This is a genomic window from Pantoea sp. OXWO6B1, assembly GCF_001641135.1.
Classification (GTDB): Bacteria; Pseudomonadota; Gammaproteobacteria; order Enterobacterales; family Enterobacteriaceae; genus Pantoea; species Pantoea allii.
Map to the genome: position 1 here is coordinate 3,134,430 of NZ_LWLR01000001.1, position 25,179 is coordinate 3,159,608.

Sequence of the window (25,179 nt, forward strand, 5' to 3'; positions counted from 1 at the left end):
CGCGCGAGGCGCCGCCGCTGTTCTTGGTATATGTTCTGTTAGTGCTTGATGATATACAGGTTTTTATCGTAGGTGTAATCCAGTGGATCTTTACCGGTATAGCCACCCACATACGGCTTCACTAAACGTGTATTGACGTAGTAGTAAAGTGGCACGATAACGGAATCTTTATCCAGAATCTGTTCGGCTTTCTGATAATCGGCGGCACGGGCTTTTTCATCCCCAGCAGCCAACGCATCTTTCATCACCTTATCAAACTCAGGGCTCTTATAGTGTGGCGTGTTATTACTGCTGTCTGACAGCATGGTGTTCAGGAATGACGTTGGTTCGTTGTAGTCGGCACACCAGCCAGCACGTGCAACATCAAAGTTGCCCTGATGACGCGTATCCAGGAAAGTTTTCCACTCCTGGTTCTCCAGTTTCACTTTGACGCCCAGGTTTTTTGCCCAGATTGAAGAGGCAGCGATAGCCAGCTTTTTATGCAAATCAGACGTGTTGTACAGCAAATTAAATGTCAGCGGTTTTTCAGGCGTGTAACCTGCTTCGGCCAACAGTTTTTTCGCTTCAGCGTTGCGTTTTTCCTGCGACCAGGTAAACCAGTCTGGTTTTAACAATGACATGCCATCAGTTGCCGGTGGTGTATAGCTATATGCTGGCTTCTGCCCCTGAGCCAGTACCTTATCGACAATTATGTCGCGATCAAGACCCAGTTTAAGTGCAGCACGCACACGTGGATCGGTAAATGGCGCTTTCTGGTTGTTAATTTCATAATAGTAAGTACACAGATACGGATCGACATGCAGTTCTTTACCGTTATCACGCTGTAATTTCTTAAACAGCTCAATCGGCATATTGTTATAGGTCATGTCGCTGCCGTTATCGGAGAAGTAGCGGTTAACATCACTAACTTCTGAGGAAATGGGCAGGAAAGTTACTTTGTTCAATACAGTGTGCGCATTATCCCAATACTCTGGGTTGCGTACTAACGTAATGCGTTCGTTGACAACATGGGAATCAAGCTTGAAGGCACCATTGCTGACCATGTTTTGCGGTAATGTCCACTGGTCACCATACTTCTCGATTGCGCCTTTATTCACTGGTGACATCGATGAGTGGATCAGCAATTTGTAAAAATAAGGTACAGGTTCATCCAGGGTGACCTGCAGGGTGTGGTCGTCCAGGGCTTTGACACCTAGCTCAGACGGACTTTTCTTACCGGCAATAATATCGTCAACATTCTCAAGGTGACCATATTGCAAGAAGCTAGCATAAGGCGATGCCGTTTTAGGATTCGCCAGACGCTGCCAGCTGTAAACAAAGTCCTGTGCCGTTACCGGCTCACCATTCGACCATTTGGCATTTTTACGCAGATGGAAGGTCCAGACCTTAAAATCTTTATTATCCCAGCTTTCCGCTACGCCCGGGATTGGGTGGCCATCCGTATCACTAATCACCAGCCCTTCAAACAAATCGTGGCTGACGTTTGATTCCGGCACGCCTTCAATTTTATGCGGATCCATCGACTGGATTTCGCTACCGTTTCCTTTAACCAGCTCCTGCTTCGCGGCCAGTTCAACCCCAGCAGGTACCGTGGCTGCCATAACGCTGTTCGCTGTGAACGCACTCATCGCTGCAAAGACGCTGGCAGCAATCAGGGTTTTCTTCGTGATGTTGTTCATTCATAACTCCAGTTTTTTATTTTCACTGAGGGTATTTGCGACCTCAGCGTTCCCCGTATTCGGGTCCCCGGTGTTTGCCTGCCGGGGAGTATTGACCCTGTAGTGTGGTCTGCACGGTCACGCCCTTCCCGACTGTGCCGCCGGTTAAGCGCGTGACTCAGTGTTGTTTAATAAAATAATATTTCAGATCTGTCATGTCCTGCGGATCGTGGCCGGTAAACCCGCCAATCCAGGGTTTGACCAGTCGCACACTGACGCGATAGTAAACTGGCACAATTGCTGAGTCTTTGTCGAGTTGTGTTTCAGCCTGCTGATACAATAATGCGCGATCGGCTTCATTCTCAGTTGTTAATGTTGCGGCTAACAGGCGATCGTATTCCGCGCTGCGGTAAAACGCCGTATTGGTCGACGACTGACTCTGGAACATATTGAGGAAAGTAGAGGGCTCATTGTAATCCGCACACCAGGTGGCGCGAACCACGTCATATTGTGCCTGATGACGTGTTTCCAGCAGGGTTTTCCATTCCTGATTTTGTAACGTCACCTGCGCGCCCAGGTTGCGTTGCCACATGGACGCGGCGGCGATAGCCTGGGTTTTGTTTTGATCAGAGGTGTTATAAAGCAGCGTAAACCGCAGCGGGTTTTTATCGTTATAACCGGCCTCGGCCAGCAATTTTTTCGCCGCGTCATTTCGTTGCGGCTGAGACCAGGCCATCCACGCAGGCGCGGCCAATTTTGCGCCAGCAGTATAAGGCGGCGTAAAGCTGTAGGCAGGTATTTGCCCCTGTCCCATAATTTTATTGGCGATGATGTCGCGATCCAGCGTCATTTTGATGGCCGCGCGAACGCGCGCATCGGTAAACGGCGGTTTTTTGTTATTAATTTCGTAATAAAAGGTGCAGAGCAGCGGACTGACTTTCACTTCATCGCCGATGTCTTTACGCAATTTAGCGAACATGTCAGGCGGAACCGCGCTGTTGGTCATATCAATACCACCGCTACGATAACGATTGATATCGCTGTTTTCCGAGCTGATCGGTAAAAACGTTCCTTGCTCAATGACGGTCTGGCGGTTGTTCCAGTAGCGCGGATTACGCTTCAGGACGATTTTTTCATTCACTACCCAGTCGCTCAGCGTATAGGCACCGTTACCGATGTAGTGGCCGGGTTGTGTCCATGCTTCGCCCCACTTTTCAATCGCAGGTGCATAGACGGGCTTCATCGCGGTGTGCGCCAGCATTGCCACTAAATAGGGCACCGGCTCGGTTAAGGTAACCTGCAGATGGCGGTCATCAAGGGCTTTTACTCCCAGTTGGTCTGGGGCGGCTTTACCGGCAAGAATCGCCTCAACATTGGCAATGTGCGCAGCCTGCAAATAACTGGCATAAGGGGAAGCCGTTTTAGGATCGGCAAGACGACGCCAGCTATAAACGAAATCCTTTGCCGTCACCGGCTCACCGTTGCTCCATTTAGCATTGTCGCGCAGCGTAAATGTCCAGACTTTGCCCTGCTGATTTTGCCAGCTTTCGGCAACGCCCGGCACGACCTTGCCATCATTATCCGTGTTAACCAGCCCGTCCAGCAGGTTGAGGATGATGTTCGACTCCGGCACACCTTCTGTCTTATGCGGGTCAAGTGAGGCCACTTCTGATCCGTTATTAATGACGATTTGTTGGTTTGCGGACAACGCGACATCTGATGGCACAGTCGCGGCACTGGTGGGTAAAACTGTCATAGTTAATGCTAAACAAGCCAGATAGTGCTGCGTGTTCATTTACCAACCCTTGTTAAGTGCCAACTTTTATTCTGCCATCCCGTCATCAATAAGGAATAAATCTTATTGTTTGGACATTCGGGAAAACTTTATCGATGCGCCGAAAATTAGCAGATGCCGTTGAGGGGCGCCAAAACTAAATAGCTAAAATGTTACCTGATTCTCTTTTATCATGAGATTTTTCCCAGAGGAAGTGTTAATTTTCGCCATAAAAATAGCTTAACAGACTGATTAATAAACAGACTCATCGATTTGATGGTAATTTAACCAAAAAATAACAATCCAGCCGTTTGACTGTGTTGTTGTAGGGTTATTTCACCTCGCCCCATCATTTAAAAACGCTTTTTGGGACGTATACCAGCATTAATCATGCCAACTTAGGCAGTTAAAGCAGAATGTAATGTGAAAATAGTGACAGGGTGGGAATGCGGGCAAGGAGTGGGTGCAGGAAGCTATTAGTGGAAGTGATAACTGCTGAGGGATATGAAGACAGATAAATAATTGCATTAAAATGGTGCAAAACAACCGGAATTTGCACCAGATTAGCGCGCTTCTTATTATTTTTATTTAAATAAGTGCCTTTTATCCGACCAGACCGGGAAAAATCGCTTTAATCCCGGTAACGACAAATTCAATCCCCAGGGCCATTAACAATAACCCCATGATACGGGTGATGACGTTAATACCGGTCTGCCCTAACAACCTGACCATCAAGGGAGCAGCGCGGAACAGTAACCAACAGCTGAAGGCAAAAATGGCAATAGCTACGGTAAAACCCAGCAGGTTAAGCCAGTTATGGTAACGGGTACTCCAGACGATGGTAGAGCTGATCGCGCCAGGGCCAGCCATTAACGGCAGCGCCAGCGGAACCACGCCGACACTTTCCCGAATGGCCGTCTCCGATTTTTCCTGCTTGTTTTGTTTATCCTCGCCTAGCTTTCCGCTGATCATCGACATGGCGATCGTCACGACCAGAATACCGCCTGCAATGCGGAACGAATCGATAGAGATACCAAAAACATGCAGGATCGCATCGCCTAAAAACAGTGAGGTCCAAAGAATAATCGCCACGGCGAGATTTGCCGTCAGATTGGTTTTATTGCGTTCAGCCACGCCCTGATAACGGGTCATGCTGATAAATACCGGAATGATGCCAATGGGGTTAACCAGTGCAAACAGGCCTACGAAAAACTTGATATAGCCAGACAGATCTAATAGCGCAGGATTCACGGTTGACTCCACATCCCAGATGAAAAAACGCGCCTAATGTAAGGGAAAAATGCCCTGGGCGCCAGATGACCTGTTAGTTATTTATTCTGTTAATTTACTTACACTTTAGCGCGTTCTACCAGCCATTAAATATCCTGCGGTAGATGTTACTTTTATTACGGTCTTTTTACTTCGTCGTATGGCTGTGATCGCAGGCTGGCTGAAAGGTGTCAGCCGCGATCTAAATTGATCTGAATCATCATTGGTCTCCCCCAAACCAGGTACTCTTTGCCTGTCAGCAACGCGTGTCTCACGTTTAAACCGCAAGAAAGCGCTTTTAGTAAACAATTGAAAACTTGCTGCTTTACTCCCGAAATGGTTGGCATTTGCATCATAACTATACTCAGGGACCCAGGCTTGTTTACTAAAAAAGTTTAACTTCCTCAGGAGAGCACAATGGCCGTTACTAATGTCGCTGAACTCAATGCACTGGTTGAACGTGTAAAAAAAGCCCAGCAAGAATTCGCCAACTTTTCTCAACAACAGGTCGATGCCATCTTCCGCGCCGCTGCGCTGGCCGCCGCCGATGCCCGCATTCCCCTCGCTAAAATGGCGGTTGCAGAATCCGGTATGGGCATTGTTGAAGATAAAGTTATCAAAAACCACTTTGCTTCTGAATATATCTATAACGCTTACAAGGATGAAAAAACCTGCGGCGTGCTGCAAACCGATGACACTTTTGGCACCATCACGATTGCTGAACCCATCGGCCTGATTTGCGGCATTGTTCCCACAACCAACCCCACGTCGACCGCTATCTTTAAAGCCCTTATCAGCCTTAAAACCCGCAACGGTATTATCTTCTCACCTCACCCTCGCGCCAAAGACGCAACCAATAAAGCGGCGGATATTGTACTGCAGGCTGCCATCGCTGCTGGCGCGCCTAAAGACATTATCGGCTGGATCGACGCGCCTTCTGTTGAACTGTCCAATCAGCTGATGCATCACCCCGATATCAACCTGATTCTTGCTACAGGTGGACCCGGCATGGTTAAAGCCGCGTACAGCTCAGGAAAACCGGCTATTGGCGTAGGGGCGGGTAACACACCGGTGGTGATTGATGAAACCGCCGATATTAAGCGCGCCGTCGCGTCCATTCTGATGTCGAAAACGTTCGACAACGGCGTGATCTGCGCCTCTGAGCAGTCTGTCATCGTGGTGGACTCCGTTTATGACGCCGTGCGTGAGCGCTTCTCCAGCCATGGCGGCTATCTGCTCAAGGGACAGGATCTCAGTGCCGTACAAAATATTATTCTGAAAAACGGCGGGCTTAACGCCGCCATTGTCGGTCAGCCCGCGGTGAAAATTGCAGAGATGGCTGGCCTCAGCGTTCCGGCAGAAACAAAAATCCTGATTGGTGAAGTTGAACGGGTCGATGAATCAGAACCTTTTGCCCATGAAAAGCTGTCGCCGACACTTGCGATGTACCGTGCTAAAGATTATGAAGATGCCGTCAGCAAAGCGGAGAAACTGGTGGCGATGGGCGGCATTGGTCACACCTCCTGTCTTTATACCGATCAGGACAATCAGACAGAACGCGTGCACTACTTTGGCGACAAAATGAAAACGGCCCGCATTCTTATCAATACTCCGGCCTCTCAGGGCGGCATTGGTGATTTGTACAACTTTAAACTCGCCCCCTCTCTGACATTGGGCTGTGGTTCGTGGGGTGGTAACTCCATTTCTGAAAACGTTGGACCTAAACATCTGATCAATAAGAAAACCGTAGCCAAGCGAGCTGAAAATATGTTGTGGCATAAACTTCCAAAGTCCATTTACTTCCGTCGTGGCTCTTTACCCATTGCACTGGAAGAGATCGCTACTGACGGGGCAAAACGCGCGTTTGTGGTGACAGACCGCTTCCTGTTCAATAATGGCTACGCCGATCAGGTTACCCGCGTCTTAAAATCCCACGGTATCGAAACCGAAGTGTTCTTTGAGGTTGAAGCGGACCCCACATTAAGCATCGTGCGCAAAGGCGCAGAACAAATGAACAGCTTTAAACCCGACGTCATTCTGGCGCTGGGCGGTGGTTCCCCGATGGATGCGGCCAAAATTATGTGGGTCATGTATGAACATCCGGAAACCCATTTCGAAGAGCTGGCGCTGCGCTTTATGGATATCCGCAAACGTATCTATAAATTCCCGAAAATGGGCGTGAAAGCACGTATGGTGGCGATTACCACCACCTCCGGTACCGGTTCTGAAGTGACACCTTTTGCGGTAGTAACGGATGACGCCACCGGGCAGAAATATCCGCTGGCGGATTACGCTCTGACGCCGGATATGGCCATCGTGGATGCGAACCTGGTCATGGATATGCCACGTTCACTCTGTGCCTTTGGTGGTCTGGATGCGGTAACCCATGCGCTTGAAGCCTATGTGTCCGTCCTGGCAAATGAATATTCCGATGGTCAGGCGCTGCAGGCACTTAAGCTACTCAAAGAGCATTTACCCGCCAGCTATGCAGAGGGGGCCAAAAACCCGGTAGCCCGTGAACGTGTACACAATGCCGCCACCATTGCCGGTATAGCTTTTGCCAATGCCTTCCTGGGGGTTTGCCACTCAATGGCGCATAAGCTGGGCTCGGAGTTCCATATTCCTCATGGACTGGCTAACTCGCTGCTGATTTCCAATGTCATCCGCTATAACGCCAATGACAATCCGACTAAGCAAACCGCATTCAGCCAGTACGATCGTCCGCAGGCACGTCGTCGTTATGCTGAAGTCGCGGATCACCTGGGTCTGACGGCTCCGGGCGATCGCACCGCGCAGAAAATCGAAAAACTGCTGACCTGGCTGGACGAAATCAAAACCGAACTGGGTATCCCGGCCTCAATTCGTGAAGCCGGCGTTCAGGAAGCCGATTTCCTGGCGAAAGTGGACAAACTGGCCGAAGATGCCTTTGATGACCAGTGTACTGGCGCTAACCCACGCTATCCGTTAATTGCCGAACTGAAACAGCTGATGCTTGACAGCTATTATGGCCGCAAATTTGTGGAGCCTTATTCAAGTGCCGCTGAAGCGGCAGTGGATCAGCCGGTCGGTGACAGTAAAGCGGCGAAGAAAGCTAAAAAAGCCTAATCAGGTTAATGCCCGGTAATACGGGCTGTAAAACCCCTTGTCTGGCACGCGCCTCAAGGGGTTTTTTATTACAATTATTGTACTGTTATGCAGAACGTCGTCGCTCTCCTGGCTAGCGCGATGATCGCGATGACGAATGATAACGGTGTCCTGAACCGGACTTATTGATTATTTGAGGTCAGGCAACGCGACAGGCTTGAGGCCTTAACAGAGAAAGGTCTGGCAAACCGCAGCGAATCCATTGAGTGACGTCATCAGTCGACGGGCGTTTGCGCGCCATGAATGGCCTGCAAACATCCCTGCTCTATCGCCTTCTTATAATGCTTACGGCATACCGAGATATAACGTTCATTTCCACCAATCACCACCTGTTCCCCTTCTCTGAAAGGTTTACCATCGCTGTCGAGGCGCAGCACCATGCCCGCTTTACGTCCGCAGTGACAAACCGTCTTCAGTTCAACCAGCTTATCTGCCCAGGCCAGCAGATACTGACTGCCGATAAAGAGCTCGCCAAGAAAGTCGGTCCGCAGCCCGTAGCACAGTACCGGAATATCCAGGTCATCCACCACGTCAGACAGCGCCTTAACCTGTTCACGCGTCAGAAACTGGCTTTCATCCACCAGAACACAATGCACAGGCTGGCGTGCATGCTCTTGTGCAATCTCCACATCCAGTTGGCTGTCAGCATTATACAGTACCGCCGGTGAGGATAATCCAATACGCGAACTGACCTTACCTGCGCCAAAGCGATTATCGATTTCCGCGGTATAGACCAGCGTTCGCATACCGCGTTCCTGGTAATTGTAAGATGACTGCAAAAGAGCGGTTGATTTACCTGCATTCATTGCTGAATAGTAGAAATAGAGTTGAGCCATGTGCGCCGTTTCTCAGATATGATGAAACAAAATAATGGCGATTTTACCATATCTGCTCCCTGATGCCGTGGTGATTTTCAGCATCTTCTGTTCAGATTAGCACCACTAATTGATAATGTCTGGTTAATATGGCACGGCGATTTGTCTTGTTTAAGAGATAAATATTAAAGCACTTTCATGGTTAACCATTAATTTACCCTTTATGCGCAAGCGCATTTTCCGCTAAGCGCTTAATGTTCTCGTTGATTCACGGGTACAGCTGCCACACGTTATCAGGCCGAATTAATAATTCATTAAATTGCTTCTTTCCTCTTTTTAAGCTAAAAATTAATTTAATGTTGAAGTTATTTTTCTCCACCACTACTATTAGCGGGCAGAACAACTCTCCTATTAATTATTCAGAGATCAGGACAATGAGCGAAGCACTTAAAAATCTTAATAATATCCGCACGCTGCGTGCCCAGGCCAGAGAGTGTTCTTTGGAAACACTGGAAGAAATGCTGGAAAAACTTGAAGTCGTGGTAAATGAGCGTCGCGATGAAGAGTCACACTCCAAAGCAGAAAACGAAGAACGTGCGCGTAAACTTGAGCAATATCGTGAAATGCTGTTAGCCGATGGCATCGATCCCAATGAATTATTCGGCGCGCTGTCAGAATCAAAAAGTTCAGGCAAAGCCAAACGTGCTGCTCGCCCTGCAAAATATCAGTTTGTTGACGAAAATGGCGATGCTAAAACCTGGACAGGCCAGGGCCGTACGCCAGCAGCAATCAAAAAAGCCATGGAAGAACAAGGTAAGCAGTTAGACGACTTCCTGCTGTAATGAATGGCGTGTTTCGCTCTTTGTTGGCTTCACTTTAGCTATTTGATTACCAACACCAAAAAAAAGGAAGCGACTGCTTCCTTTTTTATTTTTCACACCGAGTAAAAATTACGGTACCAGTCAACAAAGCGTCTGACGCCTTCATCGACACCGGTTTGTGGTTTAAATCCAATGGCATTATATAACGCTGTCGTATCGGCGCTGGTTGCCAGGACATCTCCGGGTTGCATTGGCATCAGGTTTTTATTAGCCGATATGCCAAGCGCTTTTTCAATCGCCTCAATATAGTGAATCAGACTCACAGGCTGGCTATTGCCCAGGTTATAAACACTATAGGGGGCTGAGCTTGACGCGGCAGAACCCGTTTCAACGGTCCAGTTAACATCGGCTTGCGGAACCACATCCTGCAAACGAACGATCGCCTCGACTACATCATCAATATAGGTAAAGTCGCGCTTCATTTGCCCTTGGTTATACACATCTATCGCTTCACCGGCGAGCATTGCCCGAGTAAATTTAAACAATGCCATGTCCGGACGTCCCCACGGACCATATACCGTGAAAAAACGTAATCCGGTTGTGGGTAATTGATAAAGATGTGAGTAAGTATGCGACATCAGCTCATTGGCTTTTTTGGTCGCTGCATACAATGAAACCGGATGATCGACACTGTCCTCTGTTGAGAATGGCATCTTGTTATTTAAGCCATAAACCGAACTGGATGACGCATAGAGCAGATGTTCGATTTTATGATGGCGGCACCCTTCGAGTATATTCAGGTGCCCAATAACGTTGGCATCGGCATAAGCATGGGGATTTTCAATGGAATAACGTACCCCTGCCTGAGCGGCCAAATGAATAACGCGTTGAAAGTTGTGCTGTGCAAAAAGTGCGGCAATAGCCTGGCGATCGGCCAAATCGACTTTGATGAAGGTAAAAGACGGATTATCGCCGATGACATCAAGGCGAGCTTGTTTAAGGTTTACATCATAGTAGTCATTCAGGTTGTCAATACCGACAACCTGGTGACCGGCGGCCAGCAGGCGTTGACTTACATGAAAGCCAATAAAGCCTGCTGCGCCGGTAACCAGAAAATTCATAAATCCCTCACTAATTATATAGCCTGAATAGATGCTCCACGGCCGATTGCATAATAAACGAAGCCGCGTTTGTTGAGACGCTCGGGATCATACAGGTTACGCCCATCAAAAATAACGGGTTCTTTCAGTGCATTCTTAATAGCGTCAAAGTCAGGTGCACGGAAGTTCTGCCATTCCGTACAAATCACCAGGCCGTCTGCACCGTGCAATGCTGCCTCTTTGGTGCCCATCAGCTTCAAATCATCGCGATGACCATAGATACGTTGCGCTTCATCCATGGCTTCGGGATCGAAGGCCTGAACGGATGCGCCAGCTTCCCATAAGGTTTCCATTAACACGCGACTTGATGCTTCACGCATATCATCCGTGTTAGGTTTGAATGACAACCCCCACAGGGCAAACGTTTTACCCTTAAGATCGTCACCAAAGTGGCGTTTGATAAAGGTCGGCAGCTTGGTCTTCTGACTGTCATTGACGTCTTCCACCGCCTTCAACAGGCGTGGCGTATAGCCAATGGATTCAGCCGTACGAATAAGCGCCTGAACGTCTTTCGGGAAGCAGGAACCGCCATAGCCGCAGCCTGGATAGATAAAGTGATAGCCGATGCGTGAGTCAGACCCAATCCCCTGGCGCACTTTTTCGATATCCGCGCCTAAACGTTCTGCGAGATTGGAAATTTCGTTCATAAAGCTGATTTTGGTCGCCAGCATGCAGTTAGCCGCGTACTTAGTCAGTTCTGCACTGCGAATATCCATCAGGATCATGCGATCGTGGTTACGGTTGAATGGCTCGTACAGCTCACGCAACAGCTCCACAACATCGTCATTGTCCGTCCCTACGACGATACGCTCCGGGCGCATGCAGTCATTAACTGCCGCACCTTCTTTCAGAAACTCTGGGTTGGACACCACATCAAAGCTGATGTTGGCATCACGCGCCTTCAGGGTTTCTGTCATGACGGCACGGACACGGTCAGCGGTTCCCACTGGCACTGTTGACTTATCAATAACGACTTTGTGATCGGTCATATGCTGAGCAATGGTACGTGCCACAGCAGTAACATATTTCAGGTCGGCCGAGCCATCTTCGTCAGGCGGTGTACCCACGGCGATAAACTGCATCACGCCATGATTCACGCCCAGTGCAGCATCAGTGCTGAACTTCAGACGACCCGATTCGTAATTCGACATTACCAGCGGCGTCAGACCCGGTTCAAAAATGGGGATCTTGCCTTGTTTAAGGTTTTCGACCTTCTTTTCATCCACATCAATGCAGAGAACGTCATGTCCGACTTCGGCCAACACCGCAGCCTGAACCAGACCGACATAGCCGATACCAAATACAGTGACTTTCATTGAGCTATCCTGTGTTTAAAATTACTTTTTATCGCTAACGGTTTTGTTGAGCCATTCTGTGAACTCTTTGCCCAACACCGGATGGCGAACACCATATTCAACGAAAGCCTGCATGTAGCCCAGTTTGTTACCACAGTCATGACTTACCCCTTTCAGGTGATAAGCTTCGACGGTTTCTTTGTCCATCAGCATGGCGATAGAGTCGGTGAGCTGAACTTCGCCCCCCGCACCTGGAGGCGTTTTCGCCAGCAGAGGCCAGATGTCAGCAGACAGAACGTAACGACCAACAACCGCGAGGTTAGATGGGGCCTCAGACGCTTTAGGCTTCTCAACCACGCCCACCATTGGTGCGCTGTCGCCAGGATTCAGTTCTGCACCCTGACAGTCCACAACACCGTAAGCCGTCACATCGCTGACTGGCTCAACCATGATCTGGCTGCGGCCGGATTCTTCATAACGGCTGAGCATTTCTGCCAGGTTATCTTTGGTTGGGTTAGATTCGTATTCGTCGATGATGACATCCGGCAGAATAACGGCAACAGGCTCATCACCGATCAATGGATGCGCGCACATAACAGCGTGGCCCAGACCTTTAGCGATACCCTGACGTACCTGCATGATGGTCACGTGCGGAGGACAGATAGACTGAATTTCGTCCAGCAGCTGACGCTTAACACGTTTTTCCAGCATGGATTCCAGTTCGAAACTGGTGTCGAAGTGGTTCTCAATGGCGTTTTTAGATGAGTGAGTAACCAGTACGATCTCATTAATACCCGCGGCAATACACTCGTTAACGACATACTGAATTAACGGCTTATCAACCAGCGGTAACATTTCTTTTGGAATCGCTTTGGTAGCAGGAAGCATACGCGTCCCCAAACCAGCTACCGGAATTACCGCTTTCTTAACTTTGGTCTTATAGGCAGACATCAAAATACCTCTCTTATAGGCCGTTCACGTTTTAATGCTTGATATGTCGGTTTAAATTCGGAAATGAGTATATCAGTTACTCGCGAACGGATTTATCCTGGAAGACATCTATCCGGAGAATTTAAGACTATTACCCAAGTATAAAGCTAACTTCTGGCCCTGTCTTGCGGGCGATAATAAAACATTCATCAGGGTTTACTGATCAGACGATAACATCAGTCGTATGCGGCCTCCGGCCCCCCAAATATGGCATTGCCAGTCATCCGCACGCTGACTAATTTGGTTAGTATGTGTACTGCCCATAGTGCCAAGAGGTACACCGTTACTGAGTTGTATTTGATGGGCCTGAACATGCAAAGTGGCATTTAATCCCGCTGAAACCAGCACCAAATTTTTTAATCCGCGATGGTAATATCCCACCAACAACGGAAACTGGCCGGTTAAGTTAGCCTGGCGCAGCAGTAAATTAACCTGTCTGAGCAAACTGCTCAGCTCCGGCAAACGCTGCTTTTGTCCTGATAACTGCTCTTGCAGTAATCCATTAAATAATGCGCGCAGGAGCAAAGCGGCCAAAACGCCGTTGTCGCCGGCGCGAGTGACATCAAGACAATAAAAGGCGAGGTCTTTATCAGAAAGCGCGGCAATATCCAGCACCAGACCGGGCTGCTCAGCCATTGTCAGTTGGCGATAATTAATTCGGCAGTTAGCAATACGTTGCTGGACAGGCGGCTGAAGCTCTTTAAGGAGTTTTGCTGCCGCTGACGGATCGCGAACCAGCGCATCCCAGTCCTGAAACAGCTGTTCGTCTTCCTCAACCTTCGACGTAAACATGGAGGGGTAAAGGCATTCGTAGACCGCCTCGCGAAAGCGCTCGAAGTTTTTTAACGGCTTGAGCAGCACATCCTGCACGCCAAGACGCAGCACCTGCGCGATATCGGACATATTTTCCGTGGCCGAAATGATCAGAATCGGCACGCTGTTGCCACGGCTACGGACATGCTCGACGAATTCGATGCCGCTCATGACAGGCATCTCCAGATCACAAATGACCAGCTCCACAGAATGCTGCTTAAGTTGCTCAATAGCCTGCAGGCCATCTTCTGCTTCAACCGTGACAGCACCCATGGACGACAGAAATTGGTTTAATAGCGAACGGAAAACGGCCTCATCTTCGACAATGAGTATCTTTTTGCCGATCAGTGGTTTTTCCATTCCATCCCCCTGCGTACCCGATAATTCAATAGTGGTTCATAAAACGCAGTTGCGCCTTTCAGAATAGACCGAAGTAACATCTGTGCGTGAACAACCAGATTATCTTCTACGGACCAGCGGTAATAATTCATCCATTTGTTTCTCAACGGCAACCTTCCCCGCCGCAATAGCTTCTTCAGCACGATGAAAGTCCAACGTGGATATTTGTGGACAAAACGGCTGGATGAGCACGTCGGGCGGATCGCCTGCCATCCGGTTTCGCTTCAGGCGATTTTCCAAAACCTGGATTGAAGTGGCCATGATCTCCATTGCACCCGGCATTTGTGATGCCCGTCGCTGGGTAAAACTGACCAGTCTCTGGCGCAACTTTCCGCGCCAGTCGAGATTGAGCGCAACCGCTGCGGCATGTTCCTCAGTACTTTGGGGCGTCAGCACCATTGAGTTGGGTTGCATGAGGTGCGCATCGTGCTGAAGATCCACGGCAATAACCACATCGGCTCCCAGTGCCCGAGTCAGTGAAACCGGTACCGGATTCACCACGGCACCATCTACCAGCCAATAACCATTGTAGCCGACCGGTGGCAATAAGCCTGGCATACTACAGGAAGCGCGCACGGCCTGATGCAATTCTCCCTCGGTGAGCCATAATTCACGTCCCGTGCTTAAGTTGGTCGCCACCACGCCAAAAGGCTTGTCACATGCCTCAAGCGCATTGTTGGTGATAAGCTGACGGACATGATTAAACACCCGCTCACCGCGCAGAAGTCCACCGCGCTGCCAGGAAAGATCCATTAAGCGGATGACATCCCAGTAGCTGAAGGCGCTGACCCATTTTTTCATGTGCGGCAGCCGATGATTGACATAAGCCGCGCCGACGAGGGCACCAATGGAACAGCCTGCGACGACATCAATTTCAATGCCTGCGCTTTCCAGCGCGTCGATGACGCCAATATGCGCCCATCCTTTGGCGGCACCGGAACCCAGAGCCAATCCAATCTTTTGTTTTCTCATCTTGCTCGGGTCCTGGCGTCAATACATAGCGTCACAAGCGTGGGTCGGATAAAGTAAACGATATCATCAACACCCACTGTTACTCACAGGAGAATATGTGTCCGAATCTTGCCCATGTTGTAGCGGCAAGCAGTATAGCCTATGTTGTCAGCCCTTTGTTAAAGGAACAGAAATTCCCTTATCAGCTGAACAACTTATGCGCTCTCGCTACTGCGCTTACGTTAAACACGACGTCGACTATTTAGTGTCGACCTGGCATCCCACCAGGTGCGATCCCGCGCTTGCCGGGCTGTTGTCTGAAAGTTTTGCTGGTACTGAATGGCTGAGTCTGAACGTCACGCACTGTGAGCCGGGGCGTAATCAGGATGAAGCCTTTGTGGCTTTTTTCGCCCGTTATCGTGAAAACGGTGTTAATCGGGCGATGTACGAGCGTTCACGCTTTCTTCGCGAGGATCAACGCTGGTACTATGTAGACGGAATAACGCCCGCTATTGGGCGTAACGATCGCTGTCCTTGTGGCGCCGATAAAAAATACAAGAAATGTTGCGGCTAAGGCAGTTGCCTGCGTAACGGTTTTACCCTTAATGCTTTGACAGGACTCTGATTGAGATGCAAGCGCAAACCATGCAAAGAAAAGTTTTACGAACCATTTGTCCCGATGCAAAAGGTCTGATCGCCAAAATCACCAATATTTGTTACAAGCACGAACTGAATATCGTGCAAAACAATGAGTTTGTTGACCATCGCACCGGGCGTTTTTTTATGCGCACAGAGCTGGAAGGGATTTTTAACGATACGACCCTGCTGGCCGATCTCGACAGTGCCCTTCCACAAGGTTCCGTACGTGAACTGCACAGCGCAGGTCGTCGCCGTGTGGTTATTTTGATCACTAAAGAAGCGCACTGCCTTGGCGACCTGCTGATGAAGAGTGCATTTGGCGGTCTGGATATGGAAATTGCCGCCGTCATCGGTAATCACGATACGCTGCGTTCGCTGGTGGAGCGTTTCGATATTCCGTTTGTCCTGGTCAGCCATGAAGGTTTGTCACGTGAAGAGCATGACAACCGTATGGCAGAAGAAATTGACCGTTATCAGCCAGATTATGTGGTGCTTGCCAAGTACATGCGCGTGCTGACGCCGGGTTTTGTGCAGCGCTATCCCAATCAGATCATTAACATTCACCACTCATTCCTGCCGGCTTTTATCGGCGCGCGGCCTTATCACCAGGCTTACGAGCGTGGCGTTAAAATCATTGGGGCGACAGCGCACTATGTGAATGACAATCTTGATGAAGGCCCGATCATCATGCAGGACGTCATCAACGTCGATCACAGCTATACGGCAGAAGAAATGATGCGTGCCGGACGCGACGTCGAAAAAAATGTCCTGAGCCGCGCGTTAGATAAAGTATTAGGTCAGCGCGTGTTTGTTTACGGTAACCGCACGATTATTCTTTAACCGCCACGGCGCTGGATTGGCTGACATTCCAGCGCTACGGGTAAAAAGTGGACAAACGGTTCACCATTTGCCAGTCGGCGCTTTACAGTCCTGGCGCATTTGGTATGATGCGCCCCGCTTCAGAGCACAACAATTCAGTCCCTGGTGGGATTCCCGAGCGGCCAAAGGGAGCAGACTGTAAATCTGCCGTCACAGACTTCGAAGGTTCGAATCCTTCTCCCACCACCATCTGAATCTGCTGCCTGAACACACATATCATCCCCGGTGGGATTCCCGAGCGGCCAAAGGGAGCAGACTGTAAATCTGCCGTCACAGACTTCGAAGGTTCGAATCCTTCTCCCACCACCATCACGAAAATGCTGCCTTTCTGCCCTAAGAAACCAAAACCATCATAGTTATCTGGGGAGAGGGATGAGAACCTTCGACTAAGGTTCGAGTCGAGCAGCGCGAGACAACGCGCGTCAGCGCGGCCCGCAGGGTGAGGCGCAACGCGCCGAATAATCCTTCTCCCACCACCATCACGAAAATGCTGCCTTTCTGCCCTAAGAAACCAAAACCATCATAGTTATCTGGGGAGAGGGATGAGAACCTTCGATCAAGGTTCGGGTCGAGCAGCGCGAGACAACGCGCGTCAGCGCGGCCCGCAGGGTGAGGCGCGCCGAATAATCCTTCTCCCACCACCATCTTAAATATTCTCCTGATCTGCCCAAGATAATCCCAATCACCCTATTCTGCTGGGAGAGGGATGAGAACCTTCGACTAAGGTTCGGGTCGAGCAGCGCGAGACAACGCGCCGAATAATCCTGACATCAAGCCCCCCTGATACAGCCTGTCTACCACTCGTTGAAATTGCCCTGCTCTGCCATGACTTTTACTGCAAAAATCGCTACCATCCTGCTTATCATTCGCTGAAGGTCATCCCATGAAATTTATTTCATTTAACATTAACGGCTTGCGGGCTCGCCCCCATCAACTTGAAGCGCTGGTCGAAAAACATCAGCCGGACGTCATCGGACTGCAGGAAACCAAAGTTCATGACGATATGTTCCCGTTAGAAGACGTGGCAAAGCTGGGCTATAACGTGTTTTACCATGGTCAGAAAGGCCATTACGGCGTGGCGCTGCTGACCAAAGTTCAGCCGGTGTCCGTGCGCCGTGGGTTTCCGGGCGATGACGATGATGCGCAGCGTCGATTGATCATGGCCGAGATCCCCAGCCCGATCGGTGATATCACCGTAATAAACGGCTATTTCCCCCAGGGCGAGAGCCGTGACCATCCGACGAAATTTCCGGCGAAAGAGAAGTTTTATCGCGATTTGCAAAGCTATCTGAGTGACAGCCTGGCCGCCGATAAGCCGGTACTGATCATGGGTGATATGAATATCAGCAGTACCGACCTTGATATCGGTATCGGTGAAGACAGCCGCAAGCGTTGGTTACGCACCGGTAAGTGCTCTTTCCTGCCAGAGGAACGTGAATGGATGGATCGCCTGCTCAGTTGGGGCCTGGTCGATACATGGCGCGCACAGAACCCGGACGTTAACGACCGTTTTTCCTGGTTCGACTATCGCTCAAAAGGCTTTGATGATAATCGCGGCCTGCGCATCGATCTGCTGCTGGCGAGCACCGGGCTGGCGTCGCACTGCATTGAAACCGGGATTGATTATGACATCCGCGGCATGGAAAAACCGTCCGACCATGCCCCGGTCTGGTCAACCTTCCGTTTCTGATACGGCCCTGACGCGTGGTAAAAAGCCACGCGTTTTTATTTCACAATTTTCCAAATCAAATTGTTAGTACCCAGCGATTTCTCATCGCGCGCACACTGTAGCAGCACCCCTTCTGACTTCACTACCGCGCCTTCCGTATAATTACGGTTTTCAAAAATACAGCACTGCAGACAATTCTGCTGGCGGTTTTGTCCCTGCGTCCAGGCTTCCGCTGGCATATTAACGATCACATCGGTATCGCTACCGCCTGCATCACCCTGTTGGTGACGATAGTTAGCCTGTGCCGGGTTGCAAACAGCCATCACAGCCAGGAGGAGCCATGCTGATTTCATTATTCGGTTTCCTTAGTTTTACGCCTTGCTTTACGCTGCGGACGTTTTTGTCCGGTGGATGGTAAACCACGAAACGCCGGTCCCGACGGCTGCTGCCGCGCCTGCTGAATTAACCCGCTCAGCGTTTGTACCAGCGGCTGCATAAACTCATCGTAACGACAGGCTTTTTCACTGATACGCGTCAGGGTCGATTCCCATTGAGCCGTCATATCCGGCCGGGCAGCGAGATCCGGTAATGAATGGATCAATGCTTTGCCTGCATCAGTCGAATGAATATAGCGTCCTTTCTTGTGTAAAAATGAACGGCGGAACAATAACTCAATAATGCCTGCGCGCGTGGCTTCCGTTCCTAAACCATCGGTCGCACGCAGCACTTTCTTTAATTCTTTATCCTGAACGAAGCGCGCAATGCCGGTCATGGCCGACAGCAAGGTTGCATCCGTAAAATGGCGCGGCGGCTGAGTCTGCTTCGCCAGTACCTCACCGCGCTCGCACAGCAGCGCATCGTCTTTCGCGACGACAGGCAACGGCGTGCCATCATTTTCTTCATCACGCTCTTTACCGCCGAGCAGCGCTCGCCATCCTGCCTCAGCCAGAAAACGGGCTTTGGCAACAAATTTACCGCCCGCGATATCCAGATCGATGGTGCATTTACGGAACACCGCATCCGGGCAAAACTGCATTAAATATTGCCGGGCGACCAGTCCATAAACCTGCTGTTCGTTTTCGTTAAGCCTGACGGCGCTGGCGCGAGCGGTGGGAATGATGGCGTGGTGCGCATCCACTTTTTTGTCATCCCAACAGCGGTTTTTGCGGTCTGCATCAAACTCCGCTGGTGGCGTCAGGTCAGGTTGATGCGCCTGAATCGCATTGAGTACGGCGTGGCGACCGGCAAAATGTTCGTCGGGCAAATAACGGCTGTCAGAACGTGGATAGGTGATCAACTTATGGGTTTCATACAAACGCTGGCACACATCCAGTACCGCCTGCGCACTCAGCCCAAAACGTTTAGCCGCCTCGATTTGCAGAGTAGAGAGAGAAAAAGGGAGCGGCGCGATCTCGTTCTCGCGCTTGTCATTGTAGGCGGTAACGATAGCTGGCTGACCGCTGATGCGTGCCACCACATGCTCCGCCAGCGAGCGTTTCAGCAGCCGACCTTCTTCATCCTGCCAGGGCTCACAGGCTTCGCTGGGGACCCAGTTGGCGGTAAAGCGACTCTCATCCGGCGTCACAATGTGCGCTTTGACTTCAAAGTAATCTTTGGGGACAAAATTCGCGATCTCTTCGTCCCGGCGTACCACCAGCCCCAACACCGGCGTTTGCACCCTTCCCACTGACAGCACACCATCATAGCCCGCATTGCGGCCCAGCAGCGTCCAGGCGCGCGTCATATTGATACCGTAAAGCCAGTCGGCACGTGCACGCGCCAGGGCGGACACGCAGAGTGGAATAAATTCGCGATTCTCACGCAGCCGGTTGATGGCCCGTTCCACCGCTTGTGGGTTCAGGTCGTTAATCAGGCAGCGCTGCACTTTACTGCGTTTCTCTGCGGGGAGTTGCAGATAATCCAGCACTTCATCCACTAACAGCTGCCCTTCCCGATCGGGGTCACCTGCGTGGACCACTTCATCGGCCTGCGCCAGTAATCCCTCCACCACTTTAAGTTGTTTCGCAACGGAAGGCCGCGGCTGCAGACGCCATTTTTCAGGGATAATCGGCAGATCCGCCAGCGACCAGCGCGCATAACGGCTGTCGTAAACATCAGGCTGCGCCTGCTCAAGTAAATGCCCCACGCACCAGGTGACAATCTGATCATTGCCGCAGGCGATGAAGCCATCACCACGCCGGTGCGGTTTAGGCAGCACGTCGGCAATGGCCCGTCCAAGGCTGGGTTTCTCTGCAATAAACAAACGCATTAAATCGGGTAATCCTTAACGTCAGCAAACAACAAGGGTGACAGCGCAAACCGGTCAGCGGAGGGTTGAGCGGCACGATGCCTGCCCCTTAGCCCGCTGAACGGTTGCATCACACGCACAGGCCTGGAGAAGAGTATGCGCTGCCAGATGAAGCAGCGCTATGGTAGCCTGGCGGCGCGCGGCTGATAAGCGCGTCGGGTTCAATGCGGAACTATTCGCACAATAACCGCACAATCTCTCGTTTGGGAGCGTTCAGAAATAGCGAACGAACGGCGCCGTGTCGGGATGTACCACGGTAGTGCTGGATTTCAGCTGCGGTGTGCCCAGGTAAAGGAAGCCCACAATAGCGTCCTGTTCCCGGCAACCGAACGCGTCGCGTACCTGCGGATCGTCGGTCCAGGGACCGCTTCGCCAGATACCATTAAAGCCCTGGGCGACCGCCGCCATCTGCATGGCCATCACCGCGCAGCTTGCCGAGGCGATTTGCTCCCAGCGAGGCACCTTGTGGTTCAGCTCACAGTGGGCCACAACGGTAATAATCATCGGCGCACGAAACGGGGCCTGGCTGGCTTTGTTAATGGCCTTTTCATCCAGTTGATTGTCCCGCGCCGCCTTCTCAAGCAGCTGGCTGAGGCGATCGCGGCCCTCGTTTTCCACTATGATAAAGCGCCACGGTTGCAAGGTACCGTGATCGGGCGCGCGCATGGCGGCGCGCAGGATATTATCCAGCACCTCGCCGCCGGGGGCTGGCTCCGCTAAGCGGGAGGCCGAGCGACGATTAACCAATAATTCAAGTGCATCCATGTTTTTCTCCTGAGGGGTTAAAGCACGCATAATCCTGGCACAGGTGGATTTTTTGTAACAGTCCAGGGTGATTTCCTGCTGACTTTTGTTGCGCCGCTCTTTAGGATGAGGTCGTCAACGGAGACCTGGCCTACAAAGCGGCTATTTCCGGTATATCAATATGGAGAGTGTGATGCGCACATTGTGGCGAATAATTGCTGGTCTGTTCCGCGGGATCTGGCGAGTGTTGAACTTTATCAGGGAATGTATCCTTAACCTGTTCCTGATTTTCTTGATTGTCGTCTGTGTCGGGATCTGGCTTCAGGTCAGCGGCTCAGGCAGTCATTCTGCCCCGGTGCAACAAGGCGCTTTAAAAGTTGATCTGACCGGTGTGCTGGTCGATAAACCTTCCGTCAGCAATCGCCTGAGTAAAATTGGTCGCCAGTTATTAGGCACCAGCAGCGACCGCCTACAGGAAAACTCCCTGTTTGATGTGGTTGATGCGATTCGTCAGGCAAAGGGCGACAGCAATATTAAAGGCATGGTGTTAGATCTGCGTGACTTTGCCGGCGGCGATCAGCCGTCGCTGCAGTATGTTGGTAAAGCGCTGCGCGAATTTCGTGAGAGCGGCAAACCCATTTACGCCTTCGGCGACAGTTACAGTCAGGCCCAGTACTACCTTGCCAGTTATGCGACAAAAATCTACCTGTCACCTCAGGGGACCGTTGACCTGCATGGTTTCGCCACCAATGGGTTGTACTACAAAACGCTGCTCGACAAGCTGAAGGTCAATTCACACGTCTTCCGCGTCGGCACCTATAAGTCTGCTGTTGAGCCTTTCCTGCGTGATGATATGTCGCCTGCCGCGCGCGATGCGGACACCCGTTGGGTGGGACAACTCTGGCAGAATTACCTTAATACCGTGTCGGCTAACCGTCAGATCACCCCTGATCAGCTGTTCCCTGGCGCGGCAGCCATCATTGCCGGCTTACAGGCCGTTAAAGGCGATACCGGTCAGTATGCGCTGGATAACAAACTGGTCGATGTTCTGGGCTCACGTGCTGATGCCGATCAGATGCTCATCAAGACCTTTGGTTTTGATAAACAGAGCAGCGATTATCGCAGCGTCAGTATTTATGACTACAACGTTAAACCGGACGCCAGCCAACAGAAAGGCAATATTGCCGTTGTTATGGCCAGCGGCGCCATCATGGACGGTGATGAAACGCCGGGCAATGTAGGCGGTGATACCACGGCGGCACAGATTCGTGATGCGCGACTGGACCCTAAGATCAAAGCGATCATTTTGCGGGTCAACAGCCCTGGCGGTAGCGTAACGGCCTCGGAAGCTATCCGTTCCGAACTGGCCGCGGCGAAAGCCGCCGGTAAACCGATTGTGGTTTCCATGGGCGGTATGGCGGCTTCTGGTGGTTACTGGATTTCTACCCCAGCCAGCTACATTATCGCCAGTCCTGTCACCCTGACCGGTTCTATCGGTATCTTCGGCGTGATTAATACGCTGGAAAACACCCTGGACAGCATCGGTGTCCATACGGACGGCGTCGCGACCTCACCGCTGGCGGATGTCGCCAGCACCAAAGCGCTGCCGCCTGAAGTCCAGCAGTTGATGCAGTTGACCATCGAAAACGGCTACCACAATTTTGTTGGGCTGGTTGCGACCTCACGTCACAAAACGCCGGAGCAAATCGACGCCATCGCCCAGGGTCATGTATGGACCGGAAGCGACGCGAAAGCCAATGGACTGGTGGATGCACTGGGTGATTTTGACGATGCGGTGAAGAAAGCGGCCGAGCTGGCGAAGGTTTCACAACCGCAGCTTGACTGGTATCAGGAAGATCCCGGCTTTGTCGATTTGATGCTGAACCAGATGAACGCCTCTGTTCAGGCCGTGCTGCCTGGCCAGCTGAAAGCCTGGCTGCCCGCGCCGATGTACGATGTCATGAGCGCCATGCGAAATCAGCCCGGCCTGTTCGACCATCTTAACGATCCACAAAACCGTTATGCCTTCTGCCTGACCTGCGGTGAAGTGCGATAAACCTCTCAGCCCGACTGCTGGTCGGGCTGCTTTTCCCTGCTGTTGCCCTTATACTGCGCGTTTTACAGCAAGTCTGAGTTCACCTATGCAAAAGAAAAACATCTACGTTGCCTATACCGGCGGTACCATCGGTATGCAACGCTCTGCTCAAGGTTATATTCCGGTTTCAGGTCACCTACAGCAAGAACTGGCAAAAATGCCCGAATTCCATCGCCCGGAAATGCCTGACTTCACGATCCATGAATATCAGCCCCTGATCGATTCGTCCGATATGACGCCTCAGGACTGGCAGTCCATTGCCGAAGATATCCGGCTGAATTACGACCGCTATGATGGCTTTGTAATTCTGCATGGTACAGATACCATGGCTTTTACCGCGTCAGCATTGTCATTTATGCTGGAAAACCTGGCAAAACCGGTCATTGTGACCGGCTCGCAAATCCCGTTAGCCGAATTGCGCTCAGATGGTCAGCAAAACCTGCTGAACTCGCTGTATGTTGCCGCTAACTATCCGGTTAACGAGGTGACGCTGTTTTTTAATAACACCCTCTATCGCGGTAACCGTACGACGAAAGCTCATGCCGACGGATTTAATGCGTTTGCCTCACCCAATCTGTCAGCCCTGCTGGAAGCCGGCATCCATATTCGCCGTCTGAACACACCGCCTGCGCCGCAAGGTCAGGGCGAGCTCATCGTACATACGATCACGCCGCAGCCCATTGGCGTGGTGACGATTTATCCCGGCATATCGGCGGATGTCGTGCGTAACTTTTTGCGCCAGCCGGTTAAAGCCCTTATTTTGCGCTCTTACGGCGTAGGCAATGCCCCGCAGAACGCCGAGTTCCTGTCTGAGCTACAGCAGGCCAGCGAGCGCGGCATTGTGGTGGTTAACCTCACCCAATGTATCTCCGGTAAGGTCAATATGGGCGGCTACGCAACCGGAAATGCGCTGGAACATGCGGGCGTCATCAGTGGCTTTGATCTGACGGTAGAAGCCGCCCTGACAAAACTTCACTATCTGTTAAGTCAGGATCTCTCAAGCGAGCAAATCCGTGCCAAAATGCAGCAAAACCTGCGTGGCGAACTGACCGAAGATTGAGACGGAGCAAACGGGAATGAAACGGGCACTGATCATTATTGATATTCAGAACGACTTCTGCCCCGGCGGCCCCATGGCCGTTACAGAAGGCGATCATACGGTAGAGATTGCTAATCGCTATGCCCGTGCCTTTCGCGAAAAAGGTGAGTGCGTTGTGGCATTACAGGACTGGCACCCTGCCAACCATGGCAGTTTTGCCTCCGTGTCTGGTGAGCCGGTTTATACCCTGGGCGAGCTTAATGGTCTGCCCCAAATCTGGTGGCCGGATCATGGGATTCAGCACTCAACCGGCGCAGACTTTCATCCTGGGCTTGATCGCAGCCTGTTCGACGCGGTCTTCCACAAGGGTGAAGATCAGGACGTTGACAGCTATAGCGCCTTTTTTGATAACGGCCACCGGCGTAAAACCGAGCTGGACAGCTGGTTACGCGCGCGCGACATCACGCATCTGGTGATGCTGGGCCTGGCGACCGATTACTGTGTGAAGTACAGCGTTCTGGATGCACTTGAACTGGGCTATCAGGTGGACGTGGTGGCGGAAGGTTGCCGGGGCGTGAATCTCAATCCTGAAGACAGCGAAATTGCCCTGGCGCAGATGGCAGCACAGGGTGCGGTTATTATCTGAAGCTGAACGTGAAGGGTTGGCTTGTTGCCAGCCCTTCACGTCTCGAACGGCCTGTCACTTTCACAGGCTGT

At 51.2% G+C, this 25,179-nt stretch carries 20 protein-coding genes, 2 tRNA genes and 2 other RNA genes; 12 read left to right on the forward strand and 12 right to left on the reverse strand.

Annotated features, from left to right (window positions below):
* Positions 1–38: 38 nt before the first annotated feature.
* The 3 genes from oppA to A6A26_RS16835 all read right to left on the reverse strand — a co-directional run bounded on the left by oppA (position 39) and on the right by A6A26_RS16835 (position 4,683).
* A complete protein-coding gene (gene oppA / locus A6A26_RS16825) occupies positions 39–1,679 on the reverse strand; it encodes an oligopeptide ABC transporter substrate-binding protein OppA (RefSeq protein ID WP_063879795.1) in 1,641 nt (546 codons plus the stop codon).
* Positions 1,680–1,836: 157 nt separating this feature from the next.
* A complete protein-coding gene (locus A6A26_RS16830; protein WP_063879796.1) occupies positions 1,837–3,453 on the reverse strand; it encodes an ABC transporter substrate-binding protein in 1,617 nt (538 codons plus the stop codon).
* Positions 3,454–4,035: 582 nt separating this feature from the next.
* Positions 4,036–4,683 carry a YchE family NAAT transporter gene (locus A6A26_RS16835; protein WP_063879797.1) on the reverse strand — a complete coding sequence of 216 codons (648 nt, stop codon included), beginning with the start codon at positions 4,681–4,683 and terminating at the stop codon, positions 4,036–4,038.
* A 435-nt stretch (positions 4,684–5,118) separates the two neighbouring features.
* Here A6A26_RS16835 and adhE point away from each other — a divergent pair, with 435 nt between their 5' ends.
* Positions 5,119–7,806, forward strand: coding sequence for a bifunctional acetaldehyde-CoA/alcohol dehydrogenase (gene adhE / locus A6A26_RS16840; protein WP_063879798.1), 2,688 nt, complete (start codon positions 5,119–5,121; stop codon positions 7,804–7,806).
* Between the two features lie 254 nt (positions 7,807–8,060).
* On the opposite strand, the gene tdk is transcribed toward adhE, so the two are convergent.
* Complete coding sequence (tdk, locus tag A6A26_RS16845) at positions 8,061–8,681, reverse strand: thymidine kinase (protein ID WP_063879799.1); 621 nt, start codon at positions 8,679–8,681, stop codon at positions 8,061–8,063.
* A 413-nt stretch (positions 8,682–9,094) separates the two neighbouring features.
* Between tdk and hns the strand changes: the two genes are divergently transcribed.
* Positions 9,095–9,502, forward strand: coding sequence for a histone-like nucleoid-structuring protein H-NS (gene hns, locus A6A26_RS16850; protein WP_063879800.1), 408 nt, complete (start codon positions 9,095–9,097; stop codon positions 9,500–9,502).
* A gap of 92 nt (positions 9,503–9,594) precedes the next feature.
* On the opposite strand, the gene A6A26_RS16855 is transcribed toward hns, so the two are convergent.
* From A6A26_RS16855 to rssA, 5 genes are all read right to left on the reverse strand, one after another.
* Positions 9,595–10,602: an NAD-dependent epimerase gene (locus A6A26_RS16855; protein WP_063879801.1), complete on the reverse strand. Its 1,008-nt coding sequence runs from the start codon at positions 10,600–10,602 to the stop codon at positions 9,595–9,597.
* 14 nt (positions 10,603–10,616) lie between these two features.
* Entirely contained in the window at positions 10,617–11,957 is a 1,341-nt protein-coding gene (locus A6A26_RS16860) for a UDP-glucose dehydrogenase family protein (RefSeq protein ID WP_063879802.1), read from the reverse strand.
* A gap of 21 nt (positions 11,958–11,978) precedes the next feature.
* Positions 11,979–12,887: a UTP--glucose-1-phosphate uridylyltransferase GalU gene (galU, locus tag A6A26_RS16865; protein WP_063879803.1), complete on the reverse strand. Its 909-nt coding sequence runs from the start codon at positions 12,885–12,887 to the stop codon at positions 11,979–11,981.
* A gap of 195 nt (positions 12,888–13,082) precedes the next feature.
* Positions 13,083–14,099 carry a two-component system response regulator RssB gene (rssB, locus tag A6A26_RS16870; RefSeq protein ID WP_063879804.1) on the reverse strand — a complete coding sequence of 339 codons (1,017 nt, stop codon included), beginning with the start codon at positions 14,097–14,099 and terminating at the stop codon, positions 13,083–13,085.
* A 99-nt stretch (positions 14,100–14,198) separates the two neighbouring features.
* On the reverse strand, positions 14,199–15,110 hold the full coding sequence (rssA, locus tag A6A26_RS16875; protein WP_063879805.1) for a patatin-like phospholipase RssA: 912 nt from the start codon (positions 15,108–15,110) through the stop codon (positions 14,199–14,201).
* A gap of 97 nt (positions 15,111–15,207) precedes the next feature.
* On the opposite strand from rssA, the gene A6A26_RS16880 reads away from it, so the two are divergent.
* From A6A26_RS16880 to xthA, 7 genes are all read left to right on the forward strand, one after another.
* Positions 15,208–15,663 (forward strand): YchJ family protein, encoded by a 456-nt coding sequence (locus A6A26_RS16880; RefSeq protein ID WP_063879806.1) that lies wholly within the window; start codon positions 15,208–15,210, stop codon positions 15,661–15,663.
* A 56-nt stretch (positions 15,664–15,719) separates the two neighbouring features.
* Positions 15,720–16,568 (forward strand): formyltetrahydrofolate deformylase, encoded by an 849-nt coding sequence (gene purU / locus A6A26_RS16885; RefSeq protein ID WP_063879807.1) that lies wholly within the window; start codon positions 15,720–15,722, stop codon positions 16,566–16,568.
* A gap of 143 nt (positions 16,569–16,711) precedes the next feature.
* Positions 16,712–16,796: transfer RNA gene (locus A6A26_RS16890), tRNA-Tyr, on the forward strand.
* A gap of 35 nt (positions 16,797–16,831) precedes the next feature.
* Positions 16,832–16,916 (forward strand) — tRNA-Tyr (locus A6A26_RS16895).
* A 42-nt stretch (positions 16,917–16,958) separates the two neighbouring features.
* A non-coding RNA gene (locus A6A26_RS16900) (RtT sRNA) lies at positions 16,959–17,086 on the forward strand.
* Positions 17,087–17,128: 42 nt separating this feature from the next.
* Positions 17,129–17,251, forward strand: a non-coding RNA gene (locus A6A26_RS16905) — RtT sRNA.
* Between the two features lie 239 nt (positions 17,252–17,490).
* Positions 17,491–18,297, forward strand: a complete 807-nt coding sequence (gene xthA, locus A6A26_RS16910) for an exodeoxyribonuclease III (RefSeq protein WP_063879808.1) — start codon at positions 17,491–17,493, stop codon at positions 18,295–18,297.
* A gap of 35 nt (positions 18,298–18,332) precedes the next feature.
* Here the strand turns inward: xthA and A6A26_RS16915 are convergent, their stop codons facing one another.
* The 3 genes from A6A26_RS16915 to A6A26_RS16925 all read right to left on the reverse strand — a co-directional run bounded on the left by A6A26_RS16915 (position 18,333) and on the right by A6A26_RS16925 (position 21,349).
* Positions 18,333–18,629 carry a YnjH family protein gene (locus A6A26_RS16915; RefSeq protein WP_063879809.1) on the reverse strand — a complete coding sequence of 99 codons (297 nt, stop codon included), beginning with the start codon at positions 18,627–18,629 and terminating at the stop codon, positions 18,333–18,335.
* The gene (locus tag A6A26_RS16920) at positions 18,629–20,545 is read right to left on the reverse strand and encodes a DNA topoisomerase III (RefSeq protein ID WP_063879810.1); all 1,917 of its coding nucleotides are present in this window, start codon (positions 20,543–20,545) and stop codon (positions 18,629–18,631) included. Before A6A26_RS16920 ends, A6A26_RS16915 begins: the two co-directional genes overlap by 1 nt.
* A gap of 252 nt (positions 20,546–20,797) precedes the next feature.
* Positions 20,798–21,349 (reverse strand): NAD(P)H nitroreductase, encoded by a 552-nt coding sequence (locus A6A26_RS16925; protein ID WP_063879811.1) that lies wholly within the window; start codon positions 21,347–21,349, stop codon positions 20,798–20,800.
* 172 nt (positions 21,350–21,521) lie between these two features.
* Here A6A26_RS16925 and sppA point away from each other — a divergent pair, with 172 nt between their 5' ends.
* From sppA to pncA, 3 genes are all read left to right on the forward strand, one after another.
* Positions 21,522–23,384, forward strand: coding sequence for a signal peptide peptidase SppA (gene sppA / locus A6A26_RS16930; RefSeq protein ID WP_063879812.1), 1,863 nt, complete (start codon positions 21,522–21,524; stop codon positions 23,382–23,384).
* Positions 23,385–23,469: 85 nt separating this feature from the next.
* Positions 23,470–24,483, forward strand: coding sequence for an asparaginase (ansA, locus tag A6A26_RS16935; RefSeq protein ID WP_063879813.1), 1,014 nt, complete (start codon positions 23,470–23,472; stop codon positions 24,481–24,483).
* A gap of 16 nt (positions 24,484–24,499) precedes the next feature.
* The gene (gene pncA, locus A6A26_RS16940; RefSeq protein ID WP_063879814.1) at positions 24,500–25,108 is read left to right on the forward strand and encodes a bifunctional nicotinamidase/pyrazinamidase; all 609 of its coding nucleotides are present in this window, start codon (positions 24,500–24,502) and stop codon (positions 25,106–25,108) included.
* Positions 25,109–25,179 lie beyond the last annotated feature (71 nt).

Bases quoted from the DNA above. Each gene is read 5' to 3' on its own strand.
- oppA (WP_063879795.1), bottom strand. From the start codon at position 1,679: ATGAACAACATCACGAAGAAAACCCTGATTGCTGCCAGCGTCTTTGCA.
- A6A26_RS16830 (WP_063879796.1), bottom strand. From the start codon at position 3,453: ATGAACACGCAGCACTATCTGGCTTGTTTAGCATTAACTATGACAGTT.
- adhE (WP_063879798.1), top strand. From the start codon at position 5,119: ATGGCCGTTACTAATGTCGCTGAACTCAATGCACTGGTTGAACGTGTA.
- tdk (WP_063879799.1), bottom strand. From the start codon at position 8,681: ATGGCTCAACTCTATTTCTACTATTCAGCAATGAATGCAGGTAAATCA.
- hns (WP_063879800.1), top strand. From the start codon at position 9,095: ATGAGCGAAGCACTTAAAAATCTTAATAATATCCGCACGCTGCGTGCC.
- A6A26_RS16855 (WP_063879801.1), bottom strand. From the start codon at position 10,602: ATGAATTTTCTGGTTACCGGCGCAGCAGGCTTTATTGGCTTTCATGTA.
- A6A26_RS16860 (WP_063879802.1), bottom strand. From the start codon at position 11,957: ATGAAAGTCACTGTATTTGGTATCGGCTATGTCGGTCTGGTTCAGGCT.
- galU (WP_063879803.1), bottom strand. From the start codon at position 12,887: ATGTCTGCCTATAAGACCAAAGTTAAGAAAGCGGTAATTCCGGTAGCT.
- rssB (WP_063879804.1), bottom strand. From the start codon at position 14,099: ATGGAAAAACCACTGATCGGCAAAAAGATACTCATTGTCGAAGATGAG.
- rssA (WP_063879805.1), bottom strand. From the start codon at position 15,110: ATGAGAAAACAAAAGATTGGATTGGCTCTGGGTTCCGGTGCCGCCAAA.
- purU (WP_063879807.1), top strand. From the start codon at position 15,720: ATGCAAGCGCAAACCATGCAAAGAAAAGTTTTACGAACCATTTGTCCC.
- xthA (WP_063879808.1), top strand. From the start codon at position 17,491: ATGAAATTTATTTCATTTAACATTAACGGCTTGCGGGCTCGCCCCCAT.
- A6A26_RS16915 (WP_063879809.1), bottom strand. From the start codon at position 18,629: ATGAAATCAGCATGGCTCCTCCTGGCTGTGATGGCTGTTTGCAACCCG.
- A6A26_RS16920 (WP_063879810.1), bottom strand. From the start codon at position 20,545: ATGCGTTTGTTTATTGCAGAGAAACCCAGCCTTGGACGGGCCATTGCC.
- A6A26_RS16925 (WP_063879811.1), bottom strand. From the start codon at position 21,349: ATGGATGCACTTGAATTATTGGTTAATCGTCGCTCGGCCTCCCGCTTA.
- sppA (WP_063879812.1), top strand. From the start codon at position 21,522: ATGCGCACATTGTGGCGAATAATTGCTGGTCTGTTCCGCGGGATCTGG.
- ansA (WP_063879813.1), top strand. From the start codon at position 23,470: ATGCAAAAGAAAAACATCTACGTTGCCTATACCGGCGGTACCATCGGT.
- pncA (WP_063879814.1), top strand. From the start codon at position 24,500: ATGAAACGGGCACTGATCATTATTGATATTCAGAACGACTTCTGCCCC.